Annotated in this window: 8 protein-coding genes; 4 read left to right on the forward strand and 4 right to left on the reverse strand. The window is 72.8% G+C overall.

The genetic code is table 11. From position 1 onward, the window contains the following. Positions 1 to 170: 170 nt before the first annotated feature. A complete protein-coding gene (gene fxsT / locus HD593_RS03065) occupies positions 171 to 2,678 on the forward strand; it encodes an FxSxx-COOH system tetratricopeptide repeat protein (RefSeq protein ID WP_312903323.1) in 2,508 nt (835 codons plus the stop codon). Between the two features lie 15 nt (positions 2,679 to 2,693). Here fxsT and HD593_RS03070 read toward each other — a convergent pair whose 3' ends face one another. Then, on the reverse strand, positions 2,694 to 3,938 hold the full coding sequence (locus HD593_RS03070) for an FxsB family cyclophane-forming radical SAM/SPASM peptide maturase (protein WP_312903324.1): 1,245 nt from the start codon (positions 3,936 to 3,938) through the stop codon (positions 2,694 to 2,696). Positions 3,939 to 4,133: 195 nt separating this feature from the next. On the opposite strand from HD593_RS03070, the gene HD593_RS03075 reads away from it, so the two are divergent. Continuing rightward, on the forward strand, positions 4,134 to 4,838 hold the full coding sequence (locus HD593_RS03075; RefSeq protein WP_185100616.1) for a response regulator transcription factor: 705 nt from the start codon (positions 4,134 to 4,136) through the stop codon (positions 4,836 to 4,838). A 30-nt stretch (positions 4,839 to 4,868) separates the two neighbouring features. On the opposite strand, the gene HD593_RS03080 is transcribed toward HD593_RS03075, so the two are convergent. From HD593_RS03080 to HD593_RS61035, 3 genes are all read right to left on the reverse strand, one after another. Next, a complete protein-coding gene (locus HD593_RS03080) occupies positions 4,869 to 10,994 on the reverse strand; it encodes an RHS repeat-associated core domain-containing protein (protein WP_185100617.1) in 6,126 nt (2,041 codons plus the stop codon). A 73-nt stretch (positions 10,995 to 11,067) separates the two neighbouring features. After that, positions 11,068 to 12,696, reverse strand: coding sequence for a LamG domain-containing protein (locus HD593_RS03085; protein ID WP_312904428.1), 1,629 nt, complete (start codon positions 12,694 to 12,696; stop codon positions 11,068 to 11,070). Then, positions 12,603 to 14,324, reverse strand: a complete 1,722-nt coding sequence (locus HD593_RS61035) for a DNRLRE domain-containing protein (RefSeq protein ID WP_246546224.1) — start codon at positions 14,322 to 14,324, stop codon at positions 12,603 to 12,605. The genes HD593_RS03085 and HD593_RS61035 overlap by 94 nt, the downstream gene beginning before the upstream one ends. Positions 14,325 to 14,594: 270 nt before the next feature. Between HD593_RS61035 and HD593_RS03090 the strand changes: the two genes are divergently transcribed. Both HD593_RS03090 and HD593_RS03095 read left to right on the forward strand, forming a co-directional pair. After that, a complete protein-coding gene (locus HD593_RS03090; RefSeq protein ID WP_246546227.1) occupies positions 14,595 to 15,902 on the forward strand; it encodes an acyltransferase family protein in 1,308 nt (435 codons plus the stop codon). 93 nt (positions 15,903 to 15,995) lie between these two features. Next, positions 15,996 to 17,786 (forward strand): AMP-dependent synthetase/ligase, encoded by a 1,791-nt coding sequence (locus HD593_RS03095; protein WP_185100619.1) that lies wholly within the window; start codon positions 15,996 to 15,998, stop codon positions 17,784 to 17,786. Positions 17,787 to 17,825 lie beyond the last annotated feature (39 nt).

Here is a 17,825-nt window from a genome sequence, read left to right on the forward strand (position 1 = left end):
GCAAGTGTTGACCTGTACGCTATTCATCATAATATCGGCATCACCATCTTGCCCCTGTCGCCAGTGCGGTAATCCCTTGCTGGTACTCCGGATGGGAGGCGAAACGCGTGACGGATGCACCGCAGTCGGCTACGCGGAGAACCACGGGCGGGTTCCCTCCGGTCTGGAAGGTGCCACCGCGGAACCGGAACTTCACCGGCCGCGAAGAGCTGCTGGACAAGCTCCGCGGCGGCATCCTCGACAGGGTCACCGCGGTGGTGGCGCACGGACTGCAGGGCCCGAGCGCCCTCCACGGCCTGGGAGGCGTCGGGAAGACGCAGATGGCCATCGAGTACGCCTACCGCTACCACCAGGACTACGACCTCGTCTGGTGGATCCCCGCCGACCAGCCGGGCCTCGTGCGGTCGAACCTCGCGCAGCTCGCGCCGAAGCTCGGCGTGCCGGGATCCACCATGACCAGCAGCGAGGACGCCGCCGAGGCGGTGCTCGACAAGCTGCGCAGCGGGGAGCCGTACAGCCGCTGGCTGCTGATCTTCGACAACGCCGACGAGCCGCAGGACCTTCTCCCGAACATCCCTCCCGGTCCGGGGCACGTGCTCATCACCTCGCGCAACCACGACTGGGCGAACAACGCCGACACGGTCGCCGTCGACGTGTTCACCCGCGAGGAGAGCGTGGAGTTCCTCCGCAGGCGCATGCGCCGGTCGCTCGCCGACGACGCGGCGGACCGGCTCGCGGAGGCGCTCGGGGACCTGCCGCTGGCGCTGGAGCAGTCGGCCGCGCTGCAGACCGAGACGGGCATGTCCGCGGAGGAGTACCTTCAGCTGCTCAACGAGCGCACCGCGAGCCTGCTGGACGAGGGCAAGCCCAGCGAGTACCCGCGCTCGATGTCCGCGGCGTGGGAGCTGTCGGTCAACAAGCTCAAGGAGCAGCTGCCCGAGGCCATGGAGCTGCTGCGCTGCTGCGCCTTCTTCGGGCCCGAGCCCATCCCCAGAGGTGTTTTCCGCCCGGTCAAGGGGCCCGTGCGCCCCGTCATCGCCGAGCTGGTCGCCGACCCGCTGCGGCTGAGCCGGGCGATCAAGAGGCTGGGCAAGTACGCACTGGTCCGCATCGAGGCCGAGTCCGGCGAACGCACGGTGACCGGCGAGCGCACCATCCAGGTGCACCGGCTCATCCAGGCGCTGCTGCGCGACGCCCTGCCACCCGCCACCCAGGACGAGATCCGGGCGGAGGTGCACTCCCTGCTCGCCGGAGCGGCGCCCGGCGGCAGCGCGAACCCCGCGAACTGGCCGCGGTTCGACGCCCTGCTGGCCCATGTCGCACCGACCCGGCTGGCCGACAGCGAGCGGGCCGACGTGCGGGAGTTCGCCCTGCAGATCCTCGACTACCTGATGGCCTCGGGCAACTACGACGTCGCGCGCACCCATGTCGAGAGGTTCGTGGAACGGTGGACCGCCGACTCGGGCCCGCGGGACATGAGCGTGCTGCGCGCGAAGCGGGTCCAGGGCGACCTGCTCCGGTTCCTGGGCAGGTACGACGAGGCCTACGAGCTCGACATGACCACGCTCGCCGCGATGCGAGAGGTGGCGGGCGGCGAGCACCGCGACACCCTGGTCCTGCGCAACGGCATCGGCGCCGACCTGCGCGGACGCGGCCTGTTCCGGAAGGCGCGCGAGCACGACGCCGAATCGGTCGAGCTGCACAGAGAGGTGTTCGGCCCCAACCACGCCCGCACGCTCATGGCGGTCAACAGCCTGGCGCTCGACCACGGGCTCAACAGCGACTACCGAAGCGCCAGGAAGCTGCTCGAAGAGGCCTTCACGACGGCCCAGCTCACCGAGTCGGTCGTGAGCAGAGGCACCGTGCTGAACCTGTGGGCCGGCCTGAGCCGCATGACCAGGCTGTGCGGTGACTACGTGGAGGCCTGCGACATCGGCGAGGAGGCGCTGGCCTACGGTCAGGAGCAACTGGACGCCGATCACCCCCGCATCCTGCTCGTGCAGAAGGACCTCGCCATCGCCCGGCTCCGGATGGGAGAGGCGCCCGACGCCCTCGAACTCGCGTACGACGTGCACGCGCGCTACGTGCGCAACTTCGGGATCGAGCACCCGGGCACGCTGGCCGCCGCCCTGTGCCTGGCCAACGCGTTCCGGGTCAACGACAAGATCGAGGAAGCGTACAAGCTGGCCCAGGACGCCATGGTGCGGTATCCGAAGCTGTACGGGGCGGACCATCCGTACTATTTCGGCTGTGCCAGTAACGTGGCGGTCCTGCTGCGGGTCCGCGGCGACCTGAAGGGCGCGCGGGAGCTGAACGAGCGCGTCATCGACGGGCTGAAGGCCAAGCTCGGCGACGGGCACCACTACGTGCTGACCGTCGCCGTCAACCTCGCCAGCGACCTGGCCGCCCTCGGCGACTACCAGGCGGCCTGCGAGCTGGGCAGGGACGCCCACCGGCGGCTGCGCCCGCTGGTGGGGGAGCAACACCCGACGACCATGGCCTGTGCCGCGAACCTCGCGGCCGACCTCGCCAAGGCGGGGCACAGGGAAGAAGCGGAGGCCCTGCGCGAGGAGACGCTGCGCAACTACCGCGAGACGCGCGGCATGGAGCATCCCGACGCCCTGGCGGCCGAGGAGGGCCGCCATCTCGACCTCGACTTCGACCCTCCGCCGGTGTGACGGCCGGCGCCGGCCTCACGCCTCGGCGGGTGACGGGCGCGACGCCGGTGCGGCCAGCTCTTCACGGAGCGCGCTCCGGATGTGCGTGATCAGCCGGTACAGGTCGCGGCTGTAGACGGACGGATTGCGGAAGCCGCTGCCGCTGCGGTACCGATGCGGGTAGAGGCCGCCGCCGCAGATCCCCGCGAGGTCGCAGGAGAGGCACGTCTCCGACAGCGCGTCACGGCCGATCTGCCGGGCCACGATGGCCGGCTCGAACAGCGCCTCGTCGAAGGAGTTCCGCAGGACGTGCAGGGGTGTCCTGGTCGCCCCGTCGTACGCGGATTTAAGAGTGTCGATCTGCTCGATGCCGCCGTCGGTCTCGACGACCACCACCGCCACGGGGGCCAGCCCGATCGACTCGCTCCTGGAAGGGCTGCCGCAGAGCTGCCGGATGATCTCGTTGAACAGCCGGACCCGGGTCTCGCGGGGCCGGGCCGACCGCCAGCGCTCGAAGACGGCGACGAGCCAGTCGCCGTAGGGGGAGGCCGTCGGCGACCAGCCGGGCGGAGGGGAGTCCCAGTTCCCGTGCGGCAGCAGGAAGTCGATCGTCGGCGGATCGTGCTCCAGCAGCGCCTCGTAGGTCTTCACCGGATCGTTGGCCAGGTCGAGCGCGCACAGCAGGCCGCTGAACAGGTGACGGTAGGGCGGGGAGGTCAGGCGTTCCAGCCCCGCGGTCACCTTGCCGTGGCTGCCACGCCCGTCGGGACGGAGGCGATGGCGGTCGTGCGCCTCGGCGTCGCCGTCGAGGCTGACGCCGACGTACACGTTGAGGTCCGACAGCAGGTCCAGGAACGGCTCGTCGAGCAGGACACCGTTGGTCTGCACCTGGACGGTCGCCGTCGTCCTCTCACCGAGAGCCGACCGCAGGGCGTTGACCGCGTAGCGGAGGTGCGGCATGCCGGCCAGCAGCGGCTCGCCGCCGTGCAGGGTGATCTCCACGCTCTTCAGCTGGTGGGTCTCGGCGTGCTCGGCGATGCGGGCCGCCACGCCGTCGACGGTCGCCCGCGTCATGCTGCGCGGCTGGCGGCGCCAGCTCTGGTCGGCCATCTCGTAGACGTAGCAGTAGTCGCAGGCGAGGTTGCAGCGGCTGTGGAGCTTGAGGATGAACTGGCGGAAGGCAGTGGGGCGCCAGCCTGACTCCAGGAAGAGCCCGACGTTGAGCCTGGCGGGCCATTCGTCAGCGTCCGTACCGGTCTGCGCCCTGCTGTCTCCGTACACGTCGATCAGCTCCTGAGCCGAATGTGCTCCTCCATCATGGCCACAGGATCGGTGCTGTCAAAACGCCTCCGCCGGTGTTTCCACGGTCACCCGGGCACACCGGTGAGCGGCCGCCGAACCGCAGGCCGGGCACACCAAGAAAACGAAAAGGGCATCCGGTAGTAAGGGGCAGATTTCCCCGTTCGAGGAGCCCCGATGACCGCAGCATCCCCGTCCAGGCGTCGTGCCGCTCCGTGGGGGCGGGAGCGGGCCGCGATCCCGTGCTGCCCGCCGGCCCACAGGGAGACGATCACGGTGGTGGTGGCCGGCGACCAGGAGCTCGGGCGGGCGCGCGTGGCGGCGCTCATCCGGGGCGCGCGGGGCCTGGAGGTCGCCGGAGAGGCGGCGACCGCCGAGGAGGCGGCGGGCATCCGCGCCGAGGTCGCCCTGCTGTACGCGCGGGCGCCCGGCGCCGTCGCGGCCACCAGGGTCCTGGCCGGAGGCGAGCCCAAGGTCCTGGTCCTGGGGGAACGGGAGGAGATCGGCGGCTACGCCCGCGCGGTGCTGCGGGCGGGGGCGGCGGGGCTGCTGCCGCGGGACACCCCGCCCGCCCGGGTGCTGTCGGCGATCCGGGCGGTGGCGGCGGGCGACGTCGTGCTGGCCCGGGCCGTGGTGGAGGCGCTGACGGAGAGCCCGCTCGACGAGGCACCCGGCCCGGGCGTGCTGACCAGGCGTGAGGCCGAGGTGATCGCGCTGGTGGCACGGGCGCTGTCCAACGAGGACATCGCCGCGTACCTGTGGATCAGCGAGGCGACCGTCAAGACGCACCTGAACCGGGTGATGGCCAAGCTGGGCCTGTCCAGCCGCGCCCACGTGGTCGCGTACGCCTACGACCGCGGTCTGGTCAGGCCCTCACCGTGACCCCTCGCCCGGAGGGGCCACGGCGGCCGGTCATTCCGCCGGCCTCAGCAGCCGTACGAGGAGCTCACCGATCTTGAGTACGGCGGCCGCCTTGCCACCGCGTCCGTCGTACTTGATGGTGGGCCCGCCGGGCGGGTCGTGCTGCTTGAACATGACGGCCGGCGTCTCCGGCTCCGTGGAGAACGCGTAGCGCTCCCTGGTCGACCCGGGGAAGACCTGCTCGTGGATCTTGTTCCAGTCGTAGCGCCGCTGAGTGCCGGAGACGGGCGTGCGCTGTGTCTTGGGCGGGGACTGGCGGTGGTAGGCGTTGCGGTTGGTGGGCCGGTGGTTCGGGGTGGACCGCTTCGTCCACGCCTCCCGCTTGGCCCAGCGCTTCTGCTGCTGCCGGCGCATCGCCTGCAGCGCCCGCTGCGCCTGCCTGGCCCTGGCCGCGCGGGCCCGGGCCGCGCGCGCCGCCGCCGCGGCACGCCTGCGGGCCGCCGCCTCGGCCGCCCGCCTGGCCTTCTCCGCCGCCCGGCGCGCCGCGAGCTGGGCCGCCCGCCGCCTGGCGATCTCCATGGCCCGGCGCCTGGCGAGCTCGATCGCGCGCCTCCTGGCCGCCTCGGCGGCAGCCCGCCTGGCCGCCGCCGCGAGGGCCGCGCGCCGCGCCGCCGCCGCTGCCGCCCGCGCGGCCGCCGCCATCGCGGCCCGCCTGGCGGCGAACTGGATGGCGATGCGGACGGCGGCGACGGCCAGGAACCACCAGAGCTGCCCGTCGGGGTCGCTCATCGACACCGGGTTGTTGCCGGCGTAGGCGTACCCGTGCAGCTGCTGCGGATCGGAGACGTCGATCACCGGGTCCACGGACACGAACCGGCCCGTGGCCGGGTCGTACTCGCGTGCGCCGAGCTGGACGAGGCCGGTGCTCGCCTCGACGGTGCCGCCGACGAAGCCGCGCCGGCCCGGCCACCAGGCCGGCCTGGCCCCGCGATCGGCGCCGAACGGGGTCTGGCGGCGGACGGCCAGCTCGCCGGTGGCAGCGTCCACGGCGGCGTTGGCGGTGCCGTGGTGGTCGCTGCCGAAGAAGAACACCTTGCCGGCGGAGTCGCGCATGGCCACGGCCTCGCCGTTGACGGTGTAGTAGCGGCTGCCCTCCACCACGTCCCTGGCGCGGTCGAGCCGCAGCTCCAGGTCGTCGATGGACAGGACGGTCGCGTCGGGGCCCTTGCTCAGCAGCCGCTCGCCCTCGGCGTCGTACACGTACGAGGTGGTCCTGCCGTCCTGGGTGACGGACTCCAGGTTGCCTTCGGCGTCCCAGGCGAGCTGCTGCTCGGAGCCGCCGACCCGCCTGGTGACGGTGTTGCCGGCCGCGTCGTAGGAGTAGGCGGAGGGCGTGCCGGCCGTCGGGGTGACGGAGGCCAGCGTGTGCGGGCCCGCGTAGGAGTACGCGCTGGTCACCTCGCCGCGCCCGGCGAAGGCGTGCTGGGTCTCCTTCGTCCTGTTGCCGACGGCGTCGTACTCGTAGCTGGTCGCGTACGGCGCCACGCCGCCGATCACCTCCGCCCGCGGCGACCGCGAGGCGCAGTCGTCGGTGGCGGTCCACGCCGAGGTCAGCCGGCGCAGGTGGTCGTAGGTGAAGCACTGCGTGTCGGCGTCCCTGTCGGCGATCTTCGTGACGTTGCCCGCGGGGTCGTAGGCGTAGCGCAGGTCCAGGTCGGCGCCGGGCGCGAGGTCCCGGTCCAGCCGGGAGCCGACCAGCCGGCGGGTGCCCTCCTCGCGCGTGAAGGTCAGCCAGGTCTTGCGGGTGCCGGTGCTGAGCTCGTACTGCAGGGTCTCGCCGAGCTTGCTGTAGCGGGCGTCGGTGACGTACGAGTCCAGGCCCGTGACCTGGACCGGCTGCCGCAGCCCGTCGTAGGCGTAGGTGACGGTCTCGGCCGGCAGGCCGCCCGCCTCGGGGAACGTGATCGACTGGATCTGGTCGTCGGCCGTGTAGCGGGTGCTGAAGACGTACGAGCCGGCGAGCCTGCCCTCGGAGGCGGGGATGGTGATCGTCTGCCGCAGCGTGCGGTAGTCCCGGTCGATGGCGTTGATCTGCGCGGTGTACGCCTGCCCGCCCGCGTACCGCACGGTCCCGGCCAGGTGTCCCCTGGCGAGGGTGTCGTAACGCCATTCGGCCAGCTTCGGCCCGGAGGCCGAGCCCTCGTGGGTGGCGAGCTTGCGGCCGATCGCGTCGTAGACGTGGTGGAGCGTCCTGCCGCGGGCGTCCGTGGTGGAGATCACCTCGTCGAGGTCGTCGTAGACGGTCGTGGTGACGCCCTTGTCCGGGTCCTCCGTCTTGATCACCCGGCCGCGCAGGTCGTAGTGGTAGCGCCAGACGTTCCCCGCCGGATCGGTCACCGTCGACAGGCGGCCGGCCTGGTCGTAGGTGTACTTCGTGGCGTCGTAGGCGCCGGTCGGCGTGGGGCCCTTGTACTGGCGCAGCTCGATCACCCGGTCCTCGGCGTCGCCGACGTGGGTGGTCGCGCCGCCGCCCTGCGGCTGGGTGACGCTCACCCGGTCGCCCTGCCGCAGAGCCGTGGACGCCCACTTCTCCGCGCCCTTGACCAGGAAGGCCTGCCTGACCAGCTCGCCCGCGCCGTCGTAGGTGCTGACGACCTGGCCGGTCACGTCGTCGTCCGACACGGCCAGCAGGTCGGTCGACGGCTCGCCGGTGCTGTAGTAGCCGGAGTTGGTCTTGGCGACCTCGCCGATCGAGTTGTGGAAGGTGTCGGTGAGCACCCGGCCGCCGCCGATGGCCGGCTCCTGGGTCTGTCGCTTGCGCATCAGGCCGTCGTACAGCTCGTGGCTGGTGATGTAGGCGCCCTCGGCCGACAGGGTTCTCGTGGTGACGACGTTGGGGCCGTCGGTGCGGACCAGGTAGGCGTACTCGGTGCTGGGCGACTGGCCGGCGGCCCGGTCGCGGTCGTGCTGCCAGACCTTGGTGAGCCGGCCGATCGGGTCGTAGGCCAGGTCGATGCGGCGGCCGTTCTGGTCCACCTCGGCCACCGGCTCGCCCCACGCGGGGTGCAGGTGGCCGACCTTGGTGTGGCCGAGCGCGTTGGTCTCCTTGACCTCGGTCGCGTACGCGCCGGAGGCCGGCGTGTACGCCGTGGTCTCCTTCGCGCCCGCCGCGTCGGTCTCGGAGGTGACGCGGCCGTAGGCGTCGTAGGTCTGGACCTCCTCGGTCACGTAGCGGGGGGCGCCGCCGGCGTACTCGGCGAGCTCCTCGGTCCTGGTGACGTCGCCCCTGACCGGCGGCTCGCCGAAGGCCCGCCCGTCGTAGTGCGTACGGTCGTCCGCCAGCACGTCCGCGGGCCGCTGCGGCGTCACCGAGCACGGCCTGGCCACGGTCTCCGTACGGCTGACGAAGTCGATCATCCAGGTGGCGGTGTCCCTGGCGCGGGTGTAGCGGGTGCACGTGTCGTCGCCCGGATCGGCCAGGTCACCGTGGTCGTCGACCTGGGTGACGAGACCGTGCTCGTCGTACGCGCGCTCCTCGGACGTGCGCCGCCACGAGCCGTCGGCCGTGAGCGTGCGCACCGTCGTGGCCCCGGCACGCACCAGGTGCGCCGCCTTGGTGACGCCCTCGAACGTCGAGGAGGCGGTCTGCCGCGACCACGGCTCGTGCGCGGTGGCCGTGAGGATCCTGCCGCCGTCGCCGTCGTGCACGACGGTCTCCCGCTCGAACCCGGCGTACTGGTCCAGGTCGTCGCGGGCGCCGCCCTCCGAGTCGATCACCTGGACGCTCTTGGTGCCGCCCGCGGCGAGCCGGTCGCCGTGCATGCCGCGGTAGTACACGTGCTCGGTGAGCGTGCGCCTGCCGTCCTGGCCGTCGCCCTGGCGTACCCGTACCTTGCCGAAGCCGCGCCAGTCGGACCAGGTGCGCTGCTCCGGCCTGGTCAGGATGTTCTCGGCGTAGCGCCACGCGGCGCCGCCGGCGTACTCGTAGTCCGTGACCAGCCAGGGCGAGCGGGCGGTGCGGTCGATCTCCACCGTCTGCGCGACGACATGCTTGTGGAACCAGTCGAGCACCTCCTGCTCGTTCTCCGGCGCCCACCGCTGCGGGAAGCAGCGCATCGGGTTGCGGTCGGGCGCGGGCAGGTTCGCCGGGGTGCACTCCTCGGGCGCGTAGTTGACGCGCAGCTCGGCGCCGGCCTCGCTGTAGACGGACTGGACCCGCCACTTGATCAGCGGGGCGCGGCCCTCGTCGCCGTCCACCCGGTTGTCCAGCTGCACACCGGCGAAGGTCACCTCGGGAAGCTGGACGGTGCCGCCGACGTGCCCGGCGTGCCGGATGCCCTTCAGCCACAGCGCCGGGCTGAGGCCGTCGCCGGAGGCGGGGAAGGAGTGGTTCAGCGTCCAGGAGTCGACGTCCTGGTACGCGTTCCCCGACCGGATCTGCGTGGTCACCTTGGCCAGCCGCTTGCGCGTCCAGAACGTGGGCGAGGTCCTGTCCTTGCACTGCTCGCCGGCCGCGCAGTTGCGGTCGAACGGCACGTCGGGCCAGTGGGCCGCGGTGTCCTTGGTCAGCTGTGCCGGGTCGCAGGTGATGGTCCCGCTGGGCAGGCAGCGCTCGGCCACGGTGAACACCACGCGGGCGGCCGGCTGCCCGGTGAACAGCTCGCCGGAGCGGTAGCCGTAGTCGATCCTGGCCAGGTGGCCGCCGCGGACGTACGGGGTGCCCCACTCGGGGTGCTCGCCGCGGCCGTAGTGGTTCTGCTCGGTCTCGTACCAGTAGGTGATCGTGTTGCCGTGCCGGTCGGTGGAGCTGTCCAGGTTCCACCGCCAGGCCTGCTGGCACCAGGCGTTCTCGGCCACGCTGTTGTGGCAGGGCTCTCCGGCCTCGTTGCCGAACACCGGCGCGGTCCAGGCGGAGCGGGTCTCGGGCTTGCCGGAGCTCCAGCCGGGCAGCCGGTTCAGGCCGAACACGTACTGGGTGCCGTCGGTGCCGGTGACCCGCCAGTGCTCGCCGTCGTCGTCGCCGTTGGCGGCGCCGGTCAGCTGCTCGATCCTGGTGCCGTCGTCACGCTTGAGCCGCCAGCCATTGGCGCCCTTGACCAGCTCCACGGCGGAGCCGTTCAGGACCAGAGTGGCGTTGTCGTGGTCCCAGCACAGGTCGCCGGTCTTCCTGCCGTCGGCCGTGCACGCCTTGTATCGGCGTTCGATGTAGCCGCCCGGGGTCAGGTCGAAGCCCTCGCCCGCCCAGGAGGCCTGGTTGTTGGTGGCCGAGGTGCGGCCGTCCACGCTCTGGGAGGAGTAGTTCAGGTTCACGGCCGGCTCGTCGCCGCCGATCGCCGGCGGGACCCGCATCGGGTAGCTCCAGGAGAAGTCGCCCGACTGCGGGCCCACGCTCCACTTCGCCGACGGTGCCAGCGACGTCGCCCTGTAGTCGCCGGACGGGCCCGCCGCGGTGCTGGTCAGCGCGTACAACCTGGTGGTGCTCAGGTCCACGTCGGCCGTGAGCGTCGCGGTGCGCACGTCGTTCTCGGCCGGTACCGGTTCCGGCGTCGCGCAGTCCTCGGCGCAGCCGGGCAGCTCGACCAGGCGTAACCGGGCGGCGTAGTCGCCGCCGAAGGCGTGGCGGAACCCGGAGTAGTCCAGGCGCACCCGCGCCTTGCCGCCGCGCGCGGCGACGCCCTTCCCCGGCGACACCCGCAGCACCAGCTCCGACGCCGGGGTCTCAGCCCCTCCCGTGCCCTGAGCCCCTGCCCGCGCGGAAGCCTGAACCTGCTGGCCGGGGGCCCGGTCCAGGACCTCCAGCCGGACCCGGCCCGGCGCCTTGTCCAGGCGGACGCCGAGCGAGCCGCCCGCCGTCTTCTCCGGCCCGCCGGGCTCCAGCTCCACCGCGCCCGCGCGCGGCCAGGCCACCGCCGGCGGCTGCTTGAGCGCCTCGCCGGCCGCGGGGTCCTCGCGCTTGGCCAGCACGGGGACCGAGGTGCCCGGGACGGGCTCCTCCTCCTGCACGCCGGGCCGGTCCCGGCTCTCGGCCCGCGCCGGGAGGGCCGGCGCGAGCGGCGCGGTGACGAGCACCGCCATCACCGCGCAGGCCCGGGCGAACCATCGCGCGGCACGCGGAGACCGGTCGTAGATCAGTAACGTCGAACGCTCGGTCTCAGGGATCTCCCCGAAGCCGTCCATGCTCACCATCCAGGGAATCGCCCGCGGAGCACCCGGCCACCCGCGCGGGGTGACCCGGGGACTGCGGAAGGGGTTATCCGGCTGCGAGCCGGGCTATGTCGTCGGAGCTCAGCGCGCCCTGGTAGACGCGGACGTCGTCGATCGCGCCGGGAAAGTGGCCCCCCACCGTTCCGGCGGACATCCCGCGGCCCACCTGGAGCGGGCCCTCAGCGTTCCAGGTGCTGACGTAGCCGAGATCGGTGGACGGCACGTGCTGCCCGCCGACGTAGATGCGCACCTTCCCGGCAGGGGCGTCGTAGACGCCCGCGAGGTGCGTCCACTCCATCGGGTACGCCACCGCGTCCGACAGGGCCGCCCACGCGCCGGGGTTGTCGGTGTCGGCACTGGCCACGCCGATCCCCCAGCGGCCCGCCGAGGAGTACCCCAGCGAGAAATGGCTGGTCCGGCTGCCACCCTGGGAGACGACCACCGCGTCGGACGCGGGCAGGCGGTCCAGCTGGACCCAGGCGGAGACGGTGTAGCTCTGGTCGGTGCGCACCGCCGCCTGGCCCGCCGCGGCGTGGCCGGCGACGCCGTCCAGCGTGATCGCGTCACCGAGCCAGCCGGAGGTCCACGCCGCGCCGCCGCCCGGGGTGAGCGGCCCGGTCCCCCCGGTGGCGTCCTCGCCGGTCCCGTCCAGCGTCCAGTGGGCGGTCAGCGTCTTGGCCCCGTTGACCAGGCCGGCGATCTCCTCGGGGACCACGGCGCGGTCCCAGACCCGCACGTCGTCCACGTCGCCCGGCCACGGGTCGACCATGCTCCCCTGGAACTGGGCCTCGCCGAACCGCAGCGGTCCCGCGGGTCCGGCGCCGCCGTGGTACTTGACGGGTCCGGCGGCCAGGCGGCCGTTGACGAACAGGTACATGTTCTTGGCCGCGGCGTCGTACACGCCGGTCAGGTGCGTCCACACGCCGGCCTTGGCGGTGTCCTGCGCGCTGTACGCCCACACCGGCTGGGACGTGCCGGTGGTGTGGTTCAGGTTGAACGACCACGATCGGGACGCGGCCCGGTAGCCGAGCCAGGGGCCGGCGTGCAGCTCGCCGTCCTGGGCGACCGCGGCGGCGTTGTGGGCGGGCAGCGTGTCGAGCCGCACCCAGGCCGAGATCGCGAGGTTCCGGTCGGACGCCACGATCGGGGAGCCCGTCACGGCGTGCTGTCCCTGGCCGGTGAAGCGCACCGCGCCGCCCTGCCTGCCCTCGGTCCAGCCCGCGCCGGCCAGCGTCGCCGGATGGTCGCCGGCCGAGTCGGCCGCCGTGCCGCCCTGGCCCTCGTCGAAGGACCAGTGGCCGGCGGGGGCCGTGCCCGCCCGTACGTTGAAGACGTAGGTGCGGATCGGACCCAGCTTGCCCGCGCCGTCCTTGCCGCGGACGGAGAGCACGTTGGGCCCCTCCTCCTGCGGGGTGATCTCGACGGCGGCGCGGCCGTCGGCGGCCTCGACCTCGGTGTCCGGCTCGTGGTTGAGCCCGTACACGAACGCGGTCACGTCGGTGACGCCGTTGGCGCCGAACGCGAACGAGCCGGCCCGGCCGACCCCGTCGCCCCAGGCGTTCTCCGGGTACCGCGCCGAGCTCACCTCGGGCTCGCGTTCCGGGGCGGTGGTGTCGACGCGGAGCTCGCACCACGGGCTCCAGCCGCCGGCGGTGATCCCGTCCTCGGCGCGCACGCGCCACCGGATCGTGGATCTGTCCTGGTACGCCCCCGCCGGGACGGTGGCGTAGAACGCGTTGCCCGAGCCGGCCGAGGCGGTGAGGAACTCGCCCACCCTGGCGTCGCCGTCGTACCACTCGAAGCGGCCGCGCACCGCGTTGTCGCCGTCGTGCAGCCGCGCGTACAGCCGGGGGTCGCCGTCCCCGCGACGGTCGTGCAGGCGCCGCCCGGGTCGGACCAGACGTCGGCGGCGGCGGGCGTGGCCGGCGGGCTGTTGTACTCGATCACGAGGACGGGGTTGCTGTTGAACTTCTTCCACGCGTACGTGTCGCGCTCGTCGGCGGCCCGGAGCCCGAGCGTGATGTGCGGCCAGTTCTCCGCGGCGGCGCGCGCCGCGGCATGCGTGGCGTCGAACTCGACGCCGCCGGGCGGGCAGCCCGCGCCCCAGCCCTTGGCCACGTGCTCGGTGTCCAGCCACGTCACCCAGGCCGGCTGGTTGTTCCAGGTGGTGGTGTTGCCGATCATGCTGGTGAGCCAGAGCTCGACCGGGCGCGGGCTGCACGACCACGACCAGTCCTCGTAGATGCGGAACGTGGCCCTGATGATCTGCTTGCCGTGGATGGCGTTGCCGTTGTTGAGCTGGAAGAACGAGCGGTTGGTGTGGCCGGTCTGGCTCTCGTGCCCGACCCTGGCCACGTCGGCGGCGTTCAGGTAGTTCGTGTTCGGGTACCGCTGCCAGACGGCCGCCCAGGCGCCGCGCGGCGCCGACACGGACGGGTCCAGGTAGACCGGGTAACGCGTGGCCGGGTCGCTGAGCATGGCCTGGTCGGGCGTGAGCTCCAGCGTCTCGCCGCTGACCTCCAGGCCCATCGCCTCGTGCCGGGACCCCGGGGGTACGCCCCTGCCGGGTTCGACCGCCCTGGCCGCCGCGCTGCTGCCCGGCGAGTCCCACATCAGCGGGGTGGGCGCGGCGAACACCTCGGCGCCCGCCTCGTCCACCGCCTGCAGCCCGCCGCCGTTGCCCTCGCGTACCTTCAGGCCCTCCGACCCGAGGGAGAACCGCAGCTTGCCCAGCTTGGCGGCAGCCTGGCGGGACTTGACCACGAGCACGTGCGAGAAGCCGTCGACGTCGGCGGTGACCTTCAGGTCCACCCCCTTGAGCACCTCGGGATAGGTGGCGGTGGGACCGTCGAGGACCGGCGCGGGTAACTCGCCGGGCCAGGACAGCGCGAGCGACCTGGCGCCGCGCGCGACCGTCGCCATCGGCGCCTTCCCGCCGCCGGAGAAGCGCAGCCCCACGGCCGTCGCCACCGGCGCCACCGACCCGTCGGGCAGGCGGCGCAGGGTGGTGTCCACCTCGGCCCAGCGCCCGTTCTGCCGCACCCGCACCGGGCGGGCGTGCTGCTCCAGCACGAAACGGCCCTCGGGGGTGGCGTAGACGGTGCGGGTCTCGGTGCGCAGGGAGCCGACCTCGACCCGCTCACCTGACCGCAGCGCGGCCCGCCGGGCGCCGGCTTCGGTGTCGGTGCGCTCCGCCTCCGCCGGAGGCGCCTGCTGGACGGCGTGGGCCGGCGAGCCCATGAGGGCCGGACTCATGAAGAAGGCAGCCGCCGCGGCGACTGCTGCGATGCGAACGGGCGCCATCACCGCTCCGTCAACGGGGCTCTGGGGGCGTGCACGATCTGGTCCTCCTGCTCAGGTGGGTGAAGATCGGCACGTCCGCCCGTGCCCCGATCTCCACCCCGCACAGTAGGGACCGCCCCCTACATCCTGTCGTCAACCCGCTGCGGTATTTGTGGTCAAATCCGCTGGACCGACGATCTGCGGCTGCCTGCCGAAGGTTAGAAACCGCAGGTCACGGGGACAGGCTCAACAAGTGCGCGCGATGATCCATGGTGGGCGAGGGTTGCAGTCATGCGGGGGTTGGCGGCGATGGTGCGCGACCTGGCGGCGCGTACGCCGGAGAGTCGCGAGCGCAGCGTCGACATGTGGCGCGCGCTGGCCATCTGCCTGGTGGTGTTCGGGCACTGGTTCGTCGTCGCCGTCACCTACCGGGACGGCCGGCTGTCCGGGTACAACGCGCTCGACATCCTGAGCTGGATGGACCCGGTCACCTGGCTGTTCCAGGTGATGCCGATCTTCTTCCTGGTCGGCGGCTACGCCGGCGGCGCCTCGATGGCCTCGCACCGCGCCTCCGGCGGCGACGGCATCGGCTGGGTGCTGAGGCGGACCGACCGGCTGCTCCGGCCGACGACCGCGCTGTTCCTGGTGGTGGCGCTGGCATCCCTGGCCGCGACGGCGGCCGGGGTGAACAGCCAGCTGCTCGGTCACGCGGCGTGGCTCGCCTCCATCCCGCTGTGGTTCCTGCTGGCCTACCTCGTCCTGGTGGTGCTCACGCCGTTGCTGCACGCGCTGCACCGCCGCGCTGGGCTTGCCGCCCCGGTGGCGATGGTGGTCCTCGTCGCCATCGCCGACCTGCTGCGGAGGGGCCTGCACGTGCCGGTCGTCGGCCAGAGCACCTACCTGTTCGCCTGGATGGCGATCTACCAGCTCGGCTTCTGCTGGCGGGACGGGCTCCTGCGGCTGAGCCGCGGCAAGGCGCTCGCGGTCGTGGCCGGCGGCCTGGTCGCCCTGATCGGGCTGACCGTGGTGGGCCCGTACCCGGTGGGCATGGTCGGGTACAACACGGCCCCGCCGAGCCTGGCGCTGATGGCGCTCGCCGCCACGCAGATCGGACTGGTCCTGGCCCTCGCACCCGCGGCCAACCGATGGCTGCGCCGGACCGGCCCGTGGAGCGCGGTCATCGCGGTCAACGCGGTCATCCTGACCGTGTTCCTCTGGCACATGACGGCGGCGGCGGTCGCGGCCGCCCTGCTGTTCCCGACCGGGGTCCTGGCACAGCCGCCGCCGCACTCCACGGCGTGGCTGCTGTGGCGGGTGCCGTGGATAGCGGCCTGCGCCCTCGCCCTCGGCGTCCTGGTCGCCCTCTTCGGGCGGATCGAACTGCGCCGGTCGGCGCCGCGTCCCGCCGAGCGCGGTCCGTGGCGCGATGGCGCGACCGTGCTCGGATCGGCCGCCGTGCTGGCCGGGCTGCTCCTCGTCGCCGTTTCCGGGCCCGGCTACCACGGGCCGACCGGGCTGCCATGGGGCGGGGTGCTCTCGTACCTATGCGGTGCCGCTGTGCTGCGCGTGGCACGAACCCGGCAGGGCTCCGGTCGCTGATCGCAGGTGTGCACGTGATGACCTGGGGAAACAGGCTTATGGGCCGCTACTCGCCGCCGCCCGGTTGGCCGGTTCTGCACAGGGAGATGGACGATGGGTGTCTCTACGATCCCCGCTCCGATAACCGTTGCCCCCGACACCCAGCTCGCCGACGTGGTGTTCGCCGACGATCGGGTCAACGGTGACCTGGTCCTGTTCAAGCGCCGGTCGGACGAAGGCTGGCGGCCGGTGACGGCCGGCCGGTTCGCGGCCGACGTCCGCGATCTGGCGGCCGGCTTCCTCGCCGCCGGGATAGAGCCCGGTGACCGGGTCGCGCTGCTGGCCGCAACCAGCTACGAGTGGACGCTGGTGGACTATGCCCTGTGGACGGTGGCGGCGGTGCCGGTCCCGATCTACGAGACCTCCTCGGCCGAGCAGATCCGCTGGGTGCTGGAGGACGCGGGCCCGGTCGCCGTGGTGGCCGAGCAGGAGACGCATCGCCGCCTGGTCGAGGAAGCGGCCGGGGGCCTGCCCAGGCCGCCGCAGGTGTGGCAGATCGACGGCGGCGGCCTGGACCGGCTCCGCGAGGACGGGCGGGACGTGGACGACGCCCGGCTGCGCGAGCGCCGCCGTACGGTGTCGGCCGACGACCTGGCCACGATCGTCTACACCTCGGGCACCACCGGCCGCCCGAAGGGCTGCATGCTGAGCCACGGCAACCTGCTGTACGAGGCCCGCGCCGCGATCGACAGCCTGGAGAGCATCTTCGGCCGGGACGCCTCGACCCTGCTGTTCCTCCCGCTGGCACACGTGTTCGCGCGGGTGATCCAGGTGGCCTGCGTGGAGCGGGGCGTGTGCCTGGCGCACAGCGCCGACCGGGCCAGGCTGACCGAGGACCTGGCCGCCCTGCGACCGTCGTTCCTGCTGGCGGCCCCCAGGGTGTTCGAGCGCGTCCACGACGGTGCCCGGAAGCGGGCCCACGCCCAGGGCAAGGGGAGGATCTTCGACTGGGCCGACCGGACCGCCGTGGCGTACAGCCAGGCGCTGGAGGACGGGCGGCCAGGACTGCGCCTGCGCCTGGCACACCGCCTGTCCGACCGGCTGGTGTACCGGCGGCTGCGGGCCGCGCTCGGCGGCCGGGTCGGCTACGCCATCTCCGGCGGGGCGCCGCTGGGCGTACGGCTGTGCCACTTCTTCCGCGGGATCGGCATCACCGTGCTGGAAGGCTACGGGCTGACCGAGACCAGCGCCGCCGCGACCGTGAACCTGCCCCAGGCGCAGCAGATCGGCTCGGTGGGGCCGCCCCTGCCCGGGGTCGAGATCCGGATCGCCGACGACGGCGAGATCCTGATCAAGGGACCGGTCCTGTTCCAGGGCTACTGGCGCAACGAGCAGAAGACCAGGGAGACCCTGACCGAGGACGGCTGGCTGCTCACCGGCGACCTCGGCGCCCTGGACGAGAACGGCTTCCTGACGATCTCCGGCCGCAAGAAGGAGATCATCGTGACCGCCGGCGGCAAGAACCTGGCCCCGGAGCCGCTGGAGGACCGCCTGCGCAGCCATCCGCTCATCAGCCAGGCGGTGGTCGTCGGCGACCGGCGGCCGTACACCGCCGCGCTGATCACCCTGGACGCCGGGGCGCTGGCGTCGTGGAAGCGGGCCGCGGGCAGGCCCGAGCAGGCCGGCCCGGCCGACCTCCGTGACGATCCGGAGCTGCTGGCCAGGCTGCAGGCGGCCGTGGACGAGGCCAACACGATGGTGAGCCGGGCCGAGTCGATCCGCAGGTTCCGGATCCTCGCGGTCGACCTGACCGAGCGGAACGGATATCTGACCCCCACCCTGAAGGTCAAGCGGGCCTTGGTCCACAAGGACTTCGCGGCCGACATCGAGGAGCTGTACCGCTGAGCGCCGGACGCCGGGACCGGCGGCCCCGCCCCGCCACGG

Source organism: Nonomuraea rubra (genome assembly GCF_014207985.1).
Classification (GTDB): domain Bacteria; phylum Actinomycetota; class Actinomycetes; order Streptosporangiales; family Streptosporangiaceae; genus Nonomuraea; species Nonomuraea rubra.

Coding starts and splice junctions, on each gene's coding strand:
- HD593_RS61035 (WP_246546224.1), bottom strand. CDS start 14,324: ATGGCGCCCGTTCGCATCGCAGCAGTCGCCGCGGCGGCTGCCTTCTTC.
- HD593_RS03075 (WP_185100616.1), top strand. CDS start 4,134: ATGACCGCAGCATCCCCGTCCAGGCGTCGTGCCGCTCCGTGGGGGCGG.
- HD593_RS03090 (WP_246546227.1), top strand. CDS start 14,595: ATGCGGGGGTTGGCGGCGATGGTGCGCGACCTGGCGGCGCGTACGCCG.
- HD593_RS03095 (WP_185100619.1), top strand. CDS start 15,996: ATGGGTGTCTCTACGATCCCCGCTCCGATAACCGTTGCCCCCGACACC.
- HD593_RS03080 (WP_185100617.1), bottom strand. CDS start 10,994: ATGGACGGCTTCGGGGAGATCCCTGAGACCGAGCGTTCGACGTTACTG.